The organism is Vibrio sp. D420a, from assembly GCF_030248625.1.
GTDB classification, from domain to species: Bacteria; Pseudomonadota; Gammaproteobacteria; order Enterobacterales; family Vibrionaceae; genus Vibrio; species Vibrio fortis_A.
This window is the reverse complement of record NZ_JAHGAN010000047.1, coordinates 1-16,885: the sequence shown is the minus strand read 5'-3', so window position 1 is coordinate 16,885 and position 16,885 is coordinate 1. Positions and strand designations below refer to the sequence as shown.

Below are 16,885 nucleotides of genomic sequence, written 5' to 3'. Positions count from 1 at the left end.
TCAATACAACAATCTTACTCACCCCTCACACTAAAGTGATTGCACCACATCCAACCAAGATCACCAAAACTGAGCAAACCTTTGAACCAAGTGCGTGCAAAGTCCCATTAAAAATCCAAATACTTGATCGCAATAAAATCACCCCCACAAATACAAGAATAAGTCTACACATAGACCGGAGTTTAATTTTTATTTAATAACTCTCTTTGTCTTTATTACTACCATTGCGCAGGACCAATGATAATATATTTGAGACAAAGAACATGAGAATGACCAAACCTTTAACCACTGCAATTTTGCTTGCCGGACTCTGCACAAGCCTTGCCCCTCAAGCTCAAGCAACACCACGGACCGCCTTTGTTCACCTGTTTGAATGGGGGTGGGATGACATCGCGCAAGAGTGTGAAGAATTTCTAGGACCCAAAGGGTTTTCAGCGGTGCAGATATCCCCTCCTAATAAGGCCATTTCTGGTGACCAATGGTGGACGCGCTATCAACCGGTCAGCTACACCTTTGAGAGCCGAAGCGGCAACCGAGAACAGTTTAAAAGCATGGTTCAGCGTTGCAAATCTGCTGGCGTCGATATTTACCTTGATGCCGTCATCAACCATATGGCTGCTTGGGGGCGTAATTTTCCAGCAGTACCCTATGGTGAAAGGGACTTTCATAACTGCACCTCTAACATCAACTATGGCAATCGCTGGCAAGTACAAAATTGTGACTTATCCGGTCTGAATGACTTAGCCACAGAGAGTGATTATGTCCAACAGAAAATCGCGGATTACATGAATGACGCAACCAGTATGGGCGTTGCTGGATTTAGAATCGACGCTGCAAAACACATCCCGGCGCAAGATATAGCAGCGATTAAATCTCGACTCGTAGGCTCTCCATACATTTTTCAAGAGGTCATCGGTGGAGGTGGAGAACCCGTTCGACCTAGTGAATATACCTACAACGGCAATGTGACTGAATTCTCTTATGCTCGACAAATCGGTCCTGCATTTCGAGACAGTAATATCGCGTGGTTGCGTTCTCTGAACACCAATATGGAATTGAGCAGTGCTGATGCTGTGACTTTTGTCACCAATCATGACGAAGAGCGTCACAATCCAAACGGACCAATTTGGCACGGCGTACAAGGAAATGGTTACTTTCTAGCGAACATTTTCATGCTTGCCTACCCTTATGGCTACCCCAAAATTATGTCTGGCTACTACTTTAATCATGATTTCGATGCTGGCCCTCCAAATTCAGGCATCCACAACGGCAACGCTTGTGGCTTCGATGGTGGAGACTGGGTTTGTGAGCACAAATGGCGCGGAATCGCGAATATGGTTGGTTTTAGAAATCATACGGCGGCGCAGTGGCGCATTACAAATTGGTGGCAAAACGGCAACGATAGGATCGCTTTCGGCCGTGGTGGCTTGGGATTTGTGGTTATCAACAAGCGTAGCAACGGGGTTTTAGAACAAGCATTAGAGACCGGAATGCCTGATGGCACCTACTGCAACATAATTGAAGCGAACTTTGACGAAAATTCAGGGCATTGCACTGGCGCTGCAGACGCAAAAGGCGCGGTGACAATTACGGTAACAAACGGAGTCGCGCACTTTTCTGTCCCAGGCGATCACGCTGCAGCCATCCACGTTGGCGCCAAAATCGTAGAGGGTAACCAGAATGATACCCCTCCTTGTACAGGCTGTGACTCACCCGCGATTCCTCCCGTCACTGACAGCGAAATCTGCTTTGACAATGCCAATAATTTTGCAAACCCTACACTTTATTACTGGGAAGTGGATGCAAACAACCATGTTCCAAATGCTGCATGGCCTGGCGTAGTCATGACAAAAAGAGGCGATTACTTTTGTCATGATTTGGGTACTCCGCTGACTAAACTCAACGTGATTTTTAGCGACCAAGGTTTACGTCAAACGCCTGATATGGAGGCGACAAGTCATCGACTCTGCTTTAGCAATGGCAATTGGGTTCCGTCGGATGAGTGTCAACTAAGTGATGACAGCACAACGATTGAACCCTGGTATTTTCGAGGCACTTCAAATGGATGGAGACCAACCCCATTAGAGTATGACCAATCCAAAGAGGTTTACTATACCATTCAACAATTTAAAGGAGAGGAAGAGACCGCGAGGTTTAAAATTGATGATGGTAATTGGGGAGAGTCATACCCAGCAACGGACTACATTGTAGAAGATGGGGCAAGCTACAGGATTGAGTTTAATAGCATCTCTAAACAGATTCTAGTCATCAAAAACTAACATACGCCTAAATCAACCCACATTGGATGGGGTAACCCTACCCCATCTACCTTCCATTAGTGACCATCCTTTCAGCCCTAAAAGCACCCACAGTTACAATGTAACAGATACAACTCGCAATCTGTGCACTCTGGTATTGTCCGGCGAAAATATTAACAACATTCACAAGAGCACCGTTTTTGAACTCTTACTATTTCTGCCTCTAAGACAGGCCATACCATTATGCCTCGATTTCTCGAAAACACGTCGTCAACATTGACTCTCCCCCTTCTTATATTGTTAAGCGGTTGTGGTATAGATGTGCCAACTCACAGACCAAAGGTCAATTTAGAGCATATCGACATTATTGCCTCACCGATAACGACTGAAGGAGCAAGTCAATTGACATTGGCCGGAGGTAACAACCAACCTTTTGAGGCCACTGGACGCTACTCTGACGATTCATCTCGCGCACTCACTGACCTTCATTTGGACTGGATCTCTAGTGATCAAGACATAGGGTACTTTGAAAGTCCTGGGGTTCTTATTGGTGGTGATACACCAGGAGAAGTCACTGTATATGCAACCAAGGATGGTATTGTCAGCAATCACGTGACCATTACCATCACAGCAGCTGTGATAACAGGTATCACCTTGCTCCCTGCTTCTATTGATATCGCAAGTGGCCAAACCCAACAATTCATCGCACATGCGACTTACAGTGACACCACTTCTACTGACATTACAGGCTCTATTACATGGGATATCGAAGACCCAGAAACAGCAATCGTCACAGAAACTGGGTTACTAACAGGGGGTGTTTCTGGGACTACAACTTTAACGGCAACAAAAGACGGGGTTATTAGTAACATCGCTACAGTCAACGTGACGGACACACCGCTTCAGTAAGTAAAAAAACAATAATTTCATAACTTTAAAGACAAATTCAAAACGCTGAATTTGTATCTAACGCTTTCTTAGGAACAGGTAAATACGAATGAACGATGCATATTTGTTAGCGGACTTTTTAGAAGACAACCGTCAATGGACAAACCAAGAAACAACAAATCTAGCATACGCAGAAGCCATTTTTTTTGCGTCCTTGTTTGACTATGAATTCAATCTAGAACCATTAAACGGCGAAGCCTTTATACAAACCCATGGTATTAATGTATTACTTGGGGGGAAGCATGTCTTTGAACGCCTCCAAGGAACCCATATTGAGTATTGGATAGGCGGACTCAACGCGATCATACATGGAGAGCGAGTGTGTCGAGGCTTCATTAAACAGTGTATCCACAATGGATCTCTCAAGATTATTTTACAAAAATTTGATTGTGATGACTTTTATAACAATTTTCCCGAAGAACGGGACAGTCATTGCGTTAAGTCTCATGAAGACAATACTCCCCTCCCTCTATTTCATCAAAGCCTTATGGCTATTAACCATCGACGCACTGCTTTGGGTGTCAAGCCTTACATCCCAAATTCAAATAAGCAGGGGCAACAGGTTGAAACGCCACCTGACACATACTTCTTAACGCCCCAAGAGTATATGATTCAGAAAATGTTGCGTAATAATCAGGGACGATAAGCCAATCAAAAGTAAAAGACATTTGCCCCGCACTCTACGGGGCATTTTAAATGTGACCACGAGTTGTTCTCGCGAACTTAAGGCGCGTTTTTCCAGTCTTCAACTTGTTCAATGAAGCTCTCAAACTCGTCCTTTCCAACTATTCGCTCCCCTCTTTCTTTCAGAACAACATTTATGGCAGCGACTATCTGCCCAACGGGCGGATTAAGCGCCGCAAGTTTTTCAAACAACGCAACTAATCGACTGTCTAGGTTAAAACGTTTGGGTTCTTGAGGCGCTAGTTGACGGACGCGTTCAAAAACCAACTGGCGAGACTGAGCTACCTGTTGGCGGTTAAGCAGGTAACGTTTGAGCAACGCTAGAAGTTTCTGCCCTTGCACATCAGAAAAATACCAATGTTGTGGCTGCGATACTTTGAGGGATTGCGCATGTTCCAAAATACGAAAACAGTGATCCGCAAAGCCCGTTTCTTGCTCTCTACATCCCAAACTGATTTGACATCGATGTTGGTGTTCTTGTTCAAATTTAACGCTAACGTCAATGCTATAGTGACCACCTTGCAGGCCATCTAACGCCGCTTTGAGAGCGATAGCTTCAAAGATTTCAAACTCAAACTCTTCACCCGGTTTTAGCCTTGGTGACTGTGAATCATGAATCACAACCGACAATGGCGCAATTTTCATTGTTGTAGAGCCTGACAGATGCAACGAGGATACGTTGCTCGCTTTCGCGGACTTAGTGCTGTGAATTTGCGAAGAAAGGGAATGTGGCATGGTGTGCTCCTTAGCTGATTGAGGTTTCATCGTCGTTTTCGCCTAACTTCCCTACAGACAAGCGGTTTTCATTGTCAAAAGCGCGCAGCGTGCATTTCACTTTTGATAATGAAGTTCGATTGGCAAAGGATAGAAGTGGCGTAAATGAAACGTTGAAAGCCATAGGCGGAGGACCTTTTAGCGCACAGACACAACGCAAATTCAGACAGCACTTGGACGAGAAAGTGAAAGCTTGTCTAGCCCTGATTGTGACCCGAAGGGCCAAGACAACGTAAATCACGTCGTTTGTGATTGAAGGTGGCTTGGTTGAGCCACCGAAGAGTGAGGCACGAACGAAAAGGTTCGCGAAATAAAGCACGGTTGCCGAAAGGCGCTTCTTGTTAACAACTTAATAAGCAACTCAGACTTTGAGCAAGTCACAGAATTATTTACAGGGTCAAGTTAAGGTGCATTATCGACGTGATGTTCCATACCCTCGTTTGTCTCAAACGCACCCACCGCTGTTTGCTATTCTTGGTAGAGATTAAAATTCATCTCTCCGGCTTGATTTCGCACCGATAACAAGTCCTTGTATGCATCACAAGCAAGAAACGACTTGACCGAGTCTTCATTAGGAAAACGAAATATCCCAGTAATATGATCGGACTGCTTATCACCTAGTAGCGTATCAAGATGCTTACCCCGCAATAAAACTTCAGCCCCAAACGTTTTCATTATTGGCCCAGCTGCCGAAATATATTCTTGCAACTTATCGATATCTTTAACCCTTGTTTGAGCAATAAATAAGACCGTCATTTGCTTTCCTTATTCGGTTTTACGTACCACATAGTGTTTTGTTGTCGTTTCAATAACCTCCCAATACCCCTTAAAGCCATCAGGAATGAAAAACGCATCACCTTTCTTATAGTCTTTTGCTGTACCGTCTTCAGATATCAAACGACAATGCCCAGCAACGATGTAGCAAAACTCCTCTTTACCAGTAAAAGCGTGCCATTTCCCCGGAGAACTCGTCCAAGTCCCTGAAGTAATGACACCGTCTTCGCTGTCAAAATAAACACTGGAAATATGTTTAGGATCACCGTCAACGACTCGATCAGGGAGATCACGCAAGCTGCGCTTATTAATGGTCTTTGGTGTGTCTTTAAAGCTGATAACTTCAATAGTCATGTTTTACCTCAATAGCATGAATGATTAGAAACCCAATTTGTCGCGCAATTTGAACCACTGCACTACCCCTGGAAGAAACCAAGGCTTACCGTTATAAAAAGGAACAGCCTTAAAAGGTTGACCTTCAAATGCTGAGTGACCTTCAGGGTTACCCAATATTTTCTGCGCTGCTTTTTGGCCAAACCATCGGCCCCATACCACTCCCGAACCACAATACCCACCAACATAGTGAATCCCATTGTGTTCTGCTATTTGGGGGCGGCCGTCCATATTCATCGCAACGTACCCCCACCAAACATGACTGAGACCGATACCCTTTAATTGAGGTAAAATCGACGTCATCTCATCTTTCATATGAGAATAATCAATGCTGCCATCGACGATAAGTTTGTTTGGCGCTCGACCGCCGTATAGGACACGACTGCCATCAGGAGAAGGCCTGAAATAGCTATGCAGTAGGTTGGAGTTGCAAGCCATACGACGATTAGGGAACATCTCGTTCATCAGGTTTGGATCTATAGGATCGGTCGCGATAATCATACTTGCGACGGGGACAAGACGTTGTTGAAGCCATGGGACTGCAGAGTCAGTATAGCCATTGGTTGCGACAATGACATTTTTGGCTTTGACTACCCCTCGTTCCGTTTTTAAAAGGTAACTTGTCGCGCGTTTGTCGATCTTTTCGACGGCAACATACTCATGGATGATTGCGCCGCTTTCAATAGCCCTCAGATACATACCATGATGCAGCTTTGCTGGGTGCAATCCATTCAGATCGGGTCTAAATGTTCCTCCAACAAAGCTATCCGAACCCAAAAAGTTATGCTGTTCATGTGGCTGAATAAGTTGCGCTTCGAGCCCTAAATGCTTATTGAGGTTGTCGACCTCCCGGCCCATACTTTCATAATGGCTTGGTCGTGTAGCTCCTTGAAATCGGCCGACGTTTTGGTAATCACACTCAATATTTTCTTCAATGATAAAATCTAACAAGGCTTTACGTGCTTCGACCGCTTCACCGCAATAGGCCTTAGCTTTCTCTAAACCATATGTATCGATCATTTTCGAAAACGACATACGTAGATTGCCACTTGCAATGCCGCCACTTCGTGTTGAAGCCGCTTGTCCCAACCTATCTTTTTCAAAAATTTCTACACTTTGACCAGCTCGAGTAAGTTCGATAGCCGCACTAAGGCCAGAATAACCAGCCCCGATAATCGCAACATCAACTTCCTTACTCACTGATTGCTGTGAATGTGAGATTATGGGGGTGTCTTCCCACCAATACGGAGTAAATTTTGTCATCATGCCCACTTAGCGTTTGTTAACGAATTAACAAAACACTAACGTTGCACGCCTATAATTTCCAATTGCAAAAATCTTTATATCTCAAAGAAAAATTTATAGCCTGAGCCGAACTATTCATCAAAATGAGGCGTAAGTAACCAATAAACGTAAATCACCTCTCATTGAAAGTAGCTCTTTATTGAAGTGCCGATAACTCTCTTTTTAGGTGCTCAATATAAGTCGTCGCTACTTTTGAAAGAGGGCGTTTAGTCGGCGTCACAATTGAGATGGTCGATGTTATCGTCGGCGCAAACGGTATGAATGCTAAGCTACCCAATTGCTTTCGATATTGGTAATAACTCGCAACCGTCAGTGGGTCGACAATCGCATAAGCAAGGCCTTGCTCCACAAAGGTGAGTTGAGGAATAAAGTATTGGGTTTTTATGCGCCTTTTTAGTTTTAACCTGTGTTTAGAAAAGACACTCTTCAACTGCTTAGTTACCGAATGGTCATCTTGAAGCAAAGCCATCGCTTTTCCATCTAGGTCTTTGATATCTATAAATGATTTTTGAGCGAGTGGATCATCTATTGGAACTGCGCATAAACACTTAAACTGCATGAGGTCATGATGTACCAGTGATGTGCTCTGGTATTGATCATTCTGAAAATCGACAATTCCTACATCGAACTTTTGAGTCGAGAGAAGCTCTTGGGTGGTGTGAGAGTTATAACTCAAGAGTGACACATTGACATGTTCTTTATCCGCTAAAAAATCACTCGTGAGTTTAGGGATTAGAAATATAGATGGTCCGAGCATCGAAACGACATTGATGTCACCGGCTTCCAAATTCTTGATGTTGATTAAGCTCTGTTCTACCTCATCAATGTTATCCAAGATTTCCATCGCTTTTTCTAATACATACTGTGCTTCTGGCACCGGTTGAAGTCGGCCGTCTACGCGATCAAACAGTTTTAACCCAACCTCTTTTTCAAGAGTACTGATCTGAGCACTGACCGCTGGTTGAGTTCGATGCAAATTCTTTGCAGCTTTAGACACCGACCCGGTCAACATCACTTCCCTTAAAGCTCGTAACTGTTTGATATTCATAATTTTATCCAGATAAAAATCGAAATATTTATTTACCTTAACGTAGCTATCATTTGAATGCTAGAAGGATCACTCAATTTACATATAGGACCTATTCGTTGGCTGGAGGGTTATTCATACTCACGAACCAGCCCAACATTGGACTCATTGACATGCGGACTGCATTTTCTCATCGAGACTCGAAAAACGTCATCGTTAAATCAATGTTGCTCATTTGTAAGAACCAGTCAGCATATACACATTGCAAATAAATGAGCCAAACACCGAAAAATGCACAACTTGGGGGACGAAAACAGCCAACCTATAATAAAAACTTATATATATAGAACAATTTTAAAATTGTATATATACACGCAATCGTTAAACTGAAATAAATGTTACAAACGCATAACAAAAGCCATGTTGTTTTATAAGGAAGTAGATTGTGGATAGAAGGAAGATAGATTGCGTTATTTCCTCAATGCTCATTGTGGTGGCAATCACAATACTAACCAGTAATAACCTTGTGGAAGGTGGTGTAGAGAGTTCCTTAGGATCCATGACGCTACCACGAATCGTCGCCGCTATGATGCTCATCATGACTCTCATCATAGGTGGTCAGGCACTATGGAGTATCTTAAAGAGCGCAAAGTCCGACGAAGACGTTGTGGAAACGAAAGGACTCCTGAACGTTAGCTTATACATTGCAAGCTTTGCTATCTATTGGTGGTTAATGCCTATCTTCGGTTTTCTTATCTGCACTCCGGTCATGATGCTAGCCATTGCTGCATTGCTAGCATGTGAGAACTGGCGAGCAATGATAATGCTATCTGTCATTGTCCCTTTCATTATTTTCTACGGTAGTCGTCATTTTCTTCACGTCTATCTACCGACGTTCAATCTAAGTTAGAGGGAAGAAGAGATGTTTACAGATATCATTAACGGCTTCAGTGCAATACTGGCTCCTGAGCCTCTAGTGGGAATTGTTGTTGGGGTCGTTGTCGGCATTATATTTGGCGCGATTCCTGGTATATCAGCCATCATGGCGATTGCGATCATCTTACCCTTGACCTTCTATGTCGATCCTATAATCGGTATCAGCATGCTGCTAGCTGTATATAAAGCGGGCATTTACGGCGGGTCTATTTCTGCGATTCTAATCAATACACCCGGGGCGGCGGCCTCGTTTCTGACAGCACAAGATGGCAATGCCTTAACAAAACAAGGCAAAGCTGGCAAAGCGCTCGATATCTCTTTATTTTCATCTGTGTCAGGTGAAGCAATGGCGACAATTGTACTCATTTTTGTCGCAGCCCCACTTTCTATCTTGGCATTGCATGCAGGGCCAATCGAAAAAGTATTTCTTATTCTATTTGCTTTCACGGTGATTTGTTCGCAAACCGGAAAATCTATCTCACGTGGCTTGCTATCCTGCTGTTTAGGAATGCTGTGTGCCATGGTTGGAATGTCAACGATAACCGGTGCCTCACGTTTTACATTCGGTTCTATCGATCTCATGGCTGGCTTTGCTTTTACTCCAATGTTGATGGGAGTCTTAGTGATGCCCGAAGTCTTGGAAGCTATTCGTCGCCGCCAATCGAACAAAACTACCGCTTCAACCTATACAAGCGCAAACAAAGAAGATGGGCGTATCAGTCTTAAAGAGTTTCGTGCCGTGTTCAAAACCATCTTAAAGTCCACTGGTATCGGAACCGTAATCGGAGCCCTTCCTGGTTTGGGCTCTAGCACAGCTGCATTTATGGCCTATGGTGAAGCTAAGCGTGTTTCAAAAAATCCGGACGAATTTGGCAAAGGCTCAGTAGAAGGTATTGCTGCTGCCGAATCGGCGAACAATGCGGTGTGTGGTTCAAGTCTTATCCCCATGCTGACGTTAAGCCTTCCCGGTGATGACGTGGCCGCGTTGTTGATGGGCGCGTTCATTATCCACGGCCTAACTCCCGGCCCAATGATTTTCACAGAGCATACCGACACCATCTATGCAATTTTTGCAGGATTCCTGATCACCGACCTGTTCTTACTCCTTATTGCTAAGGGTGGATTCAAGTTCTTTACTCGAGTGGCCGCGTTACCCCGCTATTTTATTTTCCCATGCGTAACGATTTTTGCATTTACTGGTGCATTCCTGTTCGGCCAAAACATGAACGATGTATTGGTTCTGATCGGGTTTACCATTGTGGGCTTTATTATGCGCGAGATAGGTCTTAATCCAGCCGTGTTCGTTATAGGTTTCATCTTAACCCCGTTCCTAGAACAAAATTTAGATCAAGCGCTAGCCATTGTAGGCACGGATTATCACCTGTTCCTTACTAAACCATTTTCTTGGTTATGCATCATCGTTTCAGCTCTTTTCCTGGCTTCTAGCATTCACATGAAGAACAAGCGAAGCAAACAGAATTCAAAGGAGGTCGCGAGCAATACATAAATTGGAAGTAGCCCCCCTGCCGGTTGGGGAGCCATTACACATATAAATAGAATCACTTTAAAAGGAACTTGTTATGACACTATTCAGGAAGCTCTTGACCGTTGGAGCGATTGGTATGGCATTTACAGCCCCTGCCGCCCACGCCGATTACCCAACAAAGCCAATTAAAATCATTGTGCCATACGGTGCAGGTGGAGACTCTGACTTATCTACACGTATCTGGGCAGATGCGATGGAAGACGAGCTAGGGCAACCCGTGGTTGTGTTGAATAAACCTGGCGCTGGCGCCGTGATCGGCACAAGCTTTGTCGCCAACTCTAGAAATGATGGCTACACCTTAATCAACGCGGGTCTGGGCAATATGTTGGTCACCCCAAACTTTTCAAAAGCGCCTTATAGCTTTGATAGTTTTGAACCGATCCTTAAGCTCACGTCCGTGCCTCTCGCGGTGGTGGTTGCTTCCGATAGTCCGTATGAAACCTTTGATGATTTTAAGGCAGCTGCTTCAGAAAACACACTCACCCAGGGTGCTTGGGGCGCTTCTTCTTCAGGCAGTATTCTCGCGGATATCATCGCAAGTCAGTCAGGTTATACGCCCAAGTTGGTACACGCTAAATCCTCAGCCGAATCGATGGCGTCTGTTGTCGGTGGCCACATTGATTCTGCCGTCTCTTTCCCTCCAGCTTTCGGACCACATGTTAAAGCAGGCAAAGCACGAGCGTTGGTGATGAATCAAAAAATGGAAGCTTACCCAGGTGTTCCAACCTTTGCTGATTATGGGATCAAAGGTCAGTTTGAAGGCTGGGCGGGCGTATTTGCACCTAAAGGCGTTCCTCAAGAAGTCATCGATCGTTTGGTTGAAGCAACCAAAAAAGTCATGGTGAAACCTGAAGTCATTCAAGCATACAAAAACATAGGTGCAAACATTGATTTCCGCTATGGCGATAAGTGGGTAGAAGATATGCGTGCTACCAGTAAAGTAATGAAAGATGCGGCTGAACGAAAAAAGGCTCAGTAACCCTGCCACCTTATAATTTGGCGTTTATATAAACGCCAAATTATACAATAAAAAGTTAATGTTATGGATATCGTTGATATTTCGCTATTGGCGACTATTTTCTTGTGCTCAGTCGTATTTCTTACCGCATTTATTACATCTGTAACAGGAATGGCGGGCGGAGTTTTAATGTTTTCTGCAATGTCGATATTTATCCCGATAAACTCGCTCATTGCTATTCATGGAGCGGTGCAAGTCATTAGTAATGGCTTTAGAAGCTTTATATTAATCAATCATGTAAAAAAGGAGATGTGTTTATATTTTGCGGTTGGTGCAATCCTCGGCACAGTGACTATGACATATTTACTTAGACACTATGCTGACAAGTTGATTCCACTTGTGATATTAGCAGTTTTGATCGCCTATACATTGTTCAAGCCAAAGTCGATTCCGCCAATCAAATTAAAAGATCCAAGCTTCTTTTTTGTCGGATTTTTTACTGGAGTTATCGGCATGCTAGCAGGCGCGATAGACCCATTTTTAGCACTGTTTTTTATGCGTGACGACTTAGGTAAAGAAGAAGTTGTTGCGACAAAATCCATGATGCAACTGACTTGTCACATATTGAAAATTCCAGCATTTTTATTTCTAGGATTTTCATTTATTGACAATGCTTTTTTAATTTTCCTACTTAGTATATTTGCAATTTTTGGCACAAAAATAGGCGTAACAGCATTACGTAAAATAAATCAAAAGATGTTCATTTTAATAATGTGGTGGGCTTTGTTTTTTTCAGGATTATATATTATTTACAAAATTTATGAGCTAATAATTTAATCGAGGTATTTATGAATAATAGCTTTTCAGTATCCAACCCTTTCAATAATGAGACGCTAGGAACTTACCAGTATTCATCTCTTGAAGAACTTAAAAAGTCTTTGGACACTTTACATAATGGACGAAAGACGCAAAATAAACTGGCAGCGTTCGAGCGTGCTGATATTTTACGTAAACTTGCTCAACTGTTAGAGAATCATAAAGATACGATTGCACAAATGATCACTCGCGAAATGGGTAAAACGATCTCAGACAGCCATATTGAAGTCACTCGCGCAATCAACACAGCAGTTGCGAGCAGCGAAGAGGCGCGCCAGATCACAGGTGAATGCATCGATTCCGACGCTTATCCACCTGCTCGTGGGCGCTACGGTATCGTTCGTTGGCATCCATTAGGCACGATCCTTTGTATTACACCGTTTAACTTCCCTATCAATATCGCAATGCATAAGATAGGACCAGCGTTTGCTGCCGGTAATACCATTGCCTTCAAACCGAGCCCTCAAAACATAGAGTCTTCTCAGTTCTTATTGAAACTTTGCTATGAAGCTGGCATCCCAGAGGATGTGCTTCAGCTGATCATGCCTGACGTCCCTGACATGGAATTTGTCATCACTCATCCAGTGATCAGTGCGATCAACTTTACTGGAGGCAACTTTGCTGCAGATGCTATTGCAAAGGTTTCTGGCTATAAGAAATTACTCTTAGAAATTGGCGGTAATGACCCCCTTATTGTCATGGACGATGCCGATCTCGACGGGGCAGTCAACGCTGTCATAAACCAACGTTTTGCAACGGCAGGGCAACGCTGTACAGCCGTTAAAAGGGTATTTGTTCATCGCTCCGTGTACGAGGAATTTGTTCCTCTCCTGCTGACAAAAACCGCAGCGCTGGTATGCGGTGACCCTCAAGAACCAGATTCGTTCATTGGACCGCTCGTTAATACACGCGCCGCCGATGCTGTGAAAGCGATGATAGACAAAACGATAGAGGAAGGTGGTCAACTGCTATTGGGGGGAGAACGTATAGGAAACATCATTACACCAACGGTGTTAGCTGATGTTCCTAGCACAGCCGAAATCATGCGCGAGGAGGTTTTTGGCCCTGTAGTGCCAATCCAACAGTTCGATGATGTCAAAAGCATTATCCCTGTTATCAATAACTCCGTTTACGGCTTGCAAGCCGGCGTATTCACAAACAATCTAGATACAATCCACTACCTATACGACGAGTTAGAAGTGGGGGCTTTAGCCGTCAATGATGGACCTGGTTTCCGAGCTGAGCACTTTCCTTTTGGGGGGGTTAAAGAGAGCGGTGTGGGTCGCGAGGGCATTAAATACGCAATTCGTGAAATGAGTTACCAAAAGACCCTAGTGTTATGAGTTATCGATAACTCATAAGGAACCCTAGCGTCAATCAATTATTTTGATGCTAGGATTGCCACTGAAACACACTACTTCACTGGCAATTTATCTGACCGTATACAGGCTCCTACCCTAGCGGGGCCTGTATGCGATTATAAAGCGGCTTATTAGCAAATTGGCCCGATGCCCCTCTTAACATCTGTACTTCCCCTAACTTCATTACAGCGCCTTTAGAGCAACGCTCCCACGACACGCCCGCCGCTGCGCCATTAAAAAACAAGTGCCCATGGGTAGGCTGCCGAAAACATCACAGCGTAAAATAACCTTCTGAAACCAAAGAACGGGGCGCAGCACTGGGTGGGCGGGGGATGTGGGGGCGGCCCTAAAACAGCTTGCGCCTTTTGGGGATTGGCCGGCACGGGCAACAAAAAACCCACCACGTGTGAAGATTCAAACTCACCGCTGAACGTGACCGCATGAAAACACGTTGTTTGTGTTTTGATGCGCCCCCAATGCCCTGCTTTGCCCGTTTTTTTGGGCAAGGCAGATAAACACTGCCAGCTTGTCTGGCCGCCTTGCAGCACGCTTGCCGTGCGGTTGTGAAAATTTATACATAATGTCCAACAATGCTTGAAGTTGCCCAGCGCCCGGCAGCTTGCTGACGAATTGGCGCGTAGCAATTTCGCATTGTTCCACATTATGTTCAATTTGAACTAAAAAGCCCCAAGCTTGGGGTTTGGGGTTGGTAAAAAAGCTTTTAAGGGGCCTTGCTACGGAAGACAAAGCGCTGCCGCCTGAGTGGTGAAGACGTTTATGTGATGGGCTGTGGCGCGCAGCGGCACGTGTTTAGCCCATGACATGTTTTTTCGTGTTCACCGCTTAGAAGTGGCAAGTTTTGGCTGGAGTGGTGAGCAAGGCCTCCTTTTGGCAAATATTTCAGGCTCAGTATTCGTTCAAAGAGATAGGAAATTTAATTGGAAAGCGCTCAATGTAATCTTCCTCTATTCGACGAGCAATACTCTTTATAATGTCATCTAAATCATGATCTATAAAAGTCCAAGTAGATTCATATATACCACTGCTGTACAGACAATTTTTTATCTCAGATATATGCGCATTTTTGGGGATATAGTCAGCGCATAAAAAGAACTGCACAAAATCGGAAATTTTCTCCTTAGAAAACAGAGTTTTCCCAACTTTCTCTCTACTTCCTACTGCTAATAAATAGTACCGTCTTACAAATCCTTCGCACGAAACTGATAACTCAATACAACCGTATGTACTACTCTCAAAAGGAATAGAAGTCGCTCTATCTGTTCTAATATAGCTATCTACGTTAAATAAGACCTTATCTATCGGAATTCTACTGAAAACGTCACTATCCGTTAAAAAAATATTTATGAATCGGTCGGCTAATTTTGCTTTGTAACGCGTACCATTAGCCGAGTGAGTAACATCTTGAATTCCAATATGTTCCATATAAACCTCAAATAAATCAATGAAAAACAATGATATATCATCGCGAAGATTTTATAAAATACACTTGTACAATCCAAGTGCAACATTCATGGAGTTTATTAAAATAAGATACTATTCCTAGATATTGCAATAACAGCAAGACTTGTAATTTCTCTCAACATAAGTATTTCATCGTCGCTCAGTTAGGCTAAATTTCCTAACACTTTATATACAGTAGTCCGGCTACACCCTAGCTCTTTACTGATCGCATGCTTATTCATCCCCTGCCCTGCAAGGGCCTGTATGCGTTCATGAAGCTGCTTATTAGGAAATCGGCCAAGGTGCCTTCCCTCCTCTCTTGCTCGCTCCCTACCCTCGTTACAGCGCTGTAAGATACGCTTTCTCTCCATTTCTGCGAACGCCGAAATGGTCGTATAAATAACTCGACCTACATCGCTATTAATGTCGACATTTCCGAGATCGTGAAACACCAAACCCGCGCCTTTTTTTGCAAGCGCATCGGCAATTTGCAGAGCATCGATGGTGTTACGAGCCAAACGGTCCACTTTCATCACATGAATGGTGTCCCCTTCTCGAGAGAAATCAATCAAGGCATTCAGCTGGTCGCGCTCTGCACTTTTACCACTCGCATTTTCTTGGAAGATTTTTTCACAGCCTACTTGTTTGAGCTGCTCAACCTGAATGTCGAGCGACTGATCGCTCGAACTGACCCGGGCATATCCGATAAGCATGAATTAACGCCTCAATCTGTTCATTTAGTTGTACCAAATATAATGGTCATGACCATTAAAGATCAAATGGAGTTTATGAACAGTTAAAATGATCCTTTCGATGGGTGTCCTTAAAGTACACCTTTTTGGACACTCAAATATAGCATGTCATTCCATTAATTGGTCTTTATAGAATGGGGTTTCTTAAATTATGTCGACGAATATAATCACTCAAGGTGCTTGGTGAAATATCAAGCAACTTGGCGATCGCGGCCTGAGTCAGGCCCATTTCTAAGTATTCAGTGATCTTGTCTCTCTGTTTATCAAGCTTAAGGTGTTTGGCCGGCCCTTTCGGTCTCCCGCCAATAATGCCGAGTTTACGTTTGGCGTCTAACGCTTCTTTAGTTCGAGTTGAAATAAAGGTGCGTTCAATCTCTGCTGCGAGCCCTAGAACGGTAGCTGTGATGGTCGCCTGCATAGTGCCGTCTAGGCGCATATTCTGTTTAGCGATAAAGACGTGAATTTTTTTGGAAGAGCACATTTCAAGTACTTCTAACACTTGTAACGTTGAACGGGCTATGCGGCTGATTTCTGCGAAGATGATTGTGTCTCCCGCCGTAAGTTTCTGAAGCAGATGACCAAGCTTACGCTGATGCCACTTTTTGGTGCCGGAAGCCGTATCTTCGATAAACTGAATGTCGGCAATACCCATTTGGTTAGCGTACTCGAGAATGCCGTGTTTTTGATTCTGGGTGTCTTGTGCGTCCGTAGAGACGCGCAAATAAGCGTAGGTTGCCATGAACCTTCCTTGGTTGATTACCTTAGACGTCATAACAAAGGTGATGATTAAGAACGTGAGATCTGAGTCACTGAAGGTAACAGATTTTTAGTG

The 16,885-nt window shown here is 43.9% G+C and carries 17 protein-coding genes; 8 read left to right on the top strand and 9 right to left on the bottom strand.

The window, feature by feature from the left end:
* Positions 1-269 precede the first annotated feature (269 nt).
* From KI743_RS22115 to KI743_RS22105, 3 genes are all read left to right on the top strand, one after another.
* Entirely contained in the window at positions 270-2,279 is a 2,010-nt protein-coding gene (locus KI743_RS22115; RefSeq protein ID WP_285468222.1) for a starch-binding protein, read from the top strand.
* A 300-nt stretch (positions 2,280-2,579) separates the two neighbouring features.
* A complete protein-coding gene (locus KI743_RS22110) occupies positions 2,580-3,167 on the top strand; it encodes an Ig-like domain-containing protein (protein WP_285468220.1) in 588 nt (195 codons plus the stop codon).
* Positions 3,168-3,255: 88 nt separating this feature from the next.
* Positions 3,256-3,852, top strand: coding sequence for a hypothetical protein (locus KI743_RS22105; RefSeq protein ID WP_285468219.1), 597 nt, complete (start codon positions 3,256-3,258; stop codon positions 3,850-3,852).
* 77 nt (positions 3,853-3,929) lie between these two features.
* On the opposite strand, the gene KI743_RS22100 is transcribed toward KI743_RS22105, so the two are convergent.
* The 5 genes from KI743_RS22100 to KI743_RS22080 all read right to left on the bottom strand — a co-directional run bounded on the left by KI743_RS22100 (position 3,930) and on the right by KI743_RS22080 (position 8,184).
* Complete coding sequence (locus KI743_RS22100; RefSeq protein WP_285468218.1) at positions 3,930-4,625, bottom strand: hypothetical protein; 696 nt, start codon at positions 4,623-4,625, stop codon at positions 3,930-3,932.
* A gap of 507 nt (positions 4,626-5,132) precedes the next feature.
* Positions 5,133-5,420, bottom strand: a complete 288-nt coding sequence (locus KI743_RS22095) for a DUF1330 domain-containing protein (RefSeq protein ID WP_285468216.1) — start codon at positions 5,418-5,420, stop codon at positions 5,133-5,135.
* Positions 5,421-5,429: 9 nt separating this feature from the next.
* A complete protein-coding gene (locus KI743_RS22090) occupies positions 5,430-5,792 on the bottom strand; it encodes a cupin domain-containing protein (protein WP_285468214.1) in 363 nt (120 codons plus the stop codon).
* Positions 5,793-5,816: 24 nt separating this feature from the next.
* Complete coding sequence (locus KI743_RS22085) at positions 5,817-7,094, bottom strand: FAD-binding oxidoreductase (protein WP_285468213.1); 1,278 nt, start codon at positions 7,092-7,094, stop codon at positions 5,817-5,819.
* 178 nt (positions 7,095-7,272) lie between these two features.
* Complete coding sequence (locus tag KI743_RS22080) at positions 7,273-8,184, bottom strand: LysR family transcriptional regulator (RefSeq protein ID WP_285468212.1); 912 nt, start codon at positions 8,182-8,184, stop codon at positions 7,273-7,275.
* A 424-nt stretch (positions 8,185-8,608) separates the two neighbouring features.
* Between KI743_RS22080 and KI743_RS22075 the strand changes: the two genes are divergently transcribed.
* The 5 genes from KI743_RS22075 to KI743_RS22055 all read left to right on the top strand — a co-directional run bounded on the left by KI743_RS22075 (position 8,609) and on the right by KI743_RS22055 (position 13,822).
* Positions 8,609-9,073, top strand: coding sequence for a tripartite tricarboxylate transporter TctB family protein (locus KI743_RS22075; protein ID WP_285468211.1), 465 nt, complete (start codon positions 8,609-8,611; stop codon positions 9,071-9,073).
* A 12-nt stretch (positions 9,074-9,085) separates the two neighbouring features.
* Entirely contained in the window at positions 9,086-10,606 is a 1,521-nt protein-coding gene (locus KI743_RS22070) for a tripartite tricarboxylate transporter permease (protein ID WP_285468209.1), read from the top strand.
* Positions 10,607-10,679: 73 nt separating this feature from the next.
* On the top strand, positions 10,680-11,624 hold the full coding sequence (locus KI743_RS22065; RefSeq protein WP_285468208.1) for a tripartite tricarboxylate transporter substrate binding protein: 945 nt from the start codon (positions 10,680-10,682) through the stop codon (positions 11,622-11,624).
* 63 nt (positions 11,625-11,687) lie between these two features.
* Entirely contained in the window at positions 11,688-12,440 is a 753-nt protein-coding gene (locus KI743_RS22060) for a sulfite exporter TauE/SafE family protein (protein ID WP_285468206.1), read from the top strand.
* A gap of 11 nt (positions 12,441-12,451) precedes the next feature.
* On the top strand, positions 12,452-13,822 hold the full coding sequence (locus KI743_RS22055; protein WP_285468205.1) for an aldehyde dehydrogenase family protein: 1,371 nt from the start codon (positions 12,452-12,454) through the stop codon (positions 13,820-13,822).
* A gap of 251 nt (positions 13,823-14,073) precedes the next feature.
* Here KI743_RS22055 and KI743_RS22050 read toward each other — a convergent pair whose 3' ends face one another.
* The 4 genes from KI743_RS22050 to KI743_RS22035 all read right to left on the bottom strand — a co-directional run bounded on the left by KI743_RS22050 (position 14,074) and on the right by KI743_RS22035 (position 16,792).
* Positions 14,074-14,502 (bottom strand): hypothetical protein, encoded by a 429-nt coding sequence (locus KI743_RS22050; RefSeq protein ID WP_285468203.1) that lies wholly within the window; start codon positions 14,500-14,502, stop codon positions 14,074-14,076.
* 244 nt (positions 14,503-14,746) lie between these two features.
* Positions 14,747-15,283, bottom strand: a complete 537-nt coding sequence (locus KI743_RS22045) for a hypothetical protein (protein WP_285468202.1) — start codon at positions 15,281-15,283, stop codon at positions 14,747-14,749.
* A 182-nt stretch (positions 15,284-15,465) separates the two neighbouring features.
* A complete protein-coding gene (locus KI743_RS22040; protein WP_285468201.1) occupies positions 15,466-16,014 on the bottom strand; it encodes a recombinase family protein in 549 nt (182 codons plus the stop codon).
* 166 nt (positions 16,015-16,180) lie between these two features.
* Positions 16,181-16,792, bottom strand: coding sequence for a recombinase family protein (locus KI743_RS22035; RefSeq protein WP_285468200.1), 612 nt, complete (start codon positions 16,790-16,792; stop codon positions 16,181-16,183).
* Between the last annotated feature and the right edge of the window lie 93 nt (positions 16,793-16,885).

What these genes read in the sequence shown, in the direction of transcription:
- KI743_RS22115 (WP_285468222.1), top strand. Translation starts at nt 270, where the DNA reads ATGACCAAACCTTTAACCACTGCAATTTTGCTTGCCGGACTCTGCACA.
- KI743_RS22105 (WP_285468219.1), top strand. Translation starts at nt 3,256, where the DNA reads ATGAACGATGCATATTTGTTAGCGGACTTTTTAGAAGACAACCGTCAA.
- KI743_RS22100 (WP_285468218.1), bottom strand. Translation starts at nt 4,625, where the DNA reads ATGCCACATTCCCTTTCTTCGCAAATTCACAGCACTAAGTCCGCGAAA.
- KI743_RS22095 (WP_285468216.1), bottom strand. Translation starts at nt 5,420, where the DNA reads ATGACGGTCTTATTTATTGCTCAAACAAGGGTTAAAGATATCGATAAG.
- KI743_RS22090 (WP_285468214.1), bottom strand. Translation starts at nt 5,792, where the DNA reads ATGACTATTGAAGTTATCAGCTTTAAAGACACACCAAAGACCATTAAT.
- KI743_RS22085 (WP_285468213.1), bottom strand. Translation starts at nt 7,094, where the DNA reads ATGACAAAATTTACTCCGTATTGGTGGGAAGACACCCCCATAATCTCA.
- KI743_RS22080 (WP_285468212.1), bottom strand. Translation starts at nt 8,184, where the DNA reads ATGAATATCAAACAGTTACGAGCTTTAAGGGAAGTGATGTTGACCGGG.
- KI743_RS22070 (WP_285468209.1), top strand. Translation starts at nt 9,086, where the DNA reads ATGTTTACAGATATCATTAACGGCTTCAGTGCAATACTGGCTCCTGAG.
- KI743_RS22065 (WP_285468208.1), top strand. Translation starts at nt 10,680, where the DNA reads ATGACACTATTCAGGAAGCTCTTGACCGTTGGAGCGATTGGTATGGCA.
- KI743_RS22060 (WP_285468206.1), top strand. Translation starts at nt 11,688, where the DNA reads ATGGATATCGTTGATATTTCGCTATTGGCGACTATTTTCTTGTGCTCA.
- KI743_RS22055 (WP_285468205.1), top strand. Translation starts at nt 12,452, where the DNA reads ATGAATAATAGCTTTTCAGTATCCAACCCTTTCAATAATGAGACGCTA.
- KI743_RS22050 (WP_285468203.1), bottom strand. Translation starts at nt 14,502, where the DNA reads ATGTGGAACAATGCGAAATTGCTACGCGCCAATTCGTCAGCAAGCTGC.
- KI743_RS22045 (WP_285468202.1), bottom strand. Translation starts at nt 15,283, where the DNA reads ATGGAACATATTGGAATTCAAGATGTTACTCACTCGGCTAATGGTACG.
- KI743_RS22040 (WP_285468201.1), bottom strand. Translation starts at nt 16,014, where the DNA reads ATGCTTATCGGATATGCCCGGGTCAGTTCGAGCGATCAGTCGCTCGAC.
- KI743_RS22035 (WP_285468200.1), bottom strand. Translation starts at nt 16,792, where the DNA reads ATGGCAACCTACGCTTATTTGCGCGTCTCTACGGACGCACAAGACACC.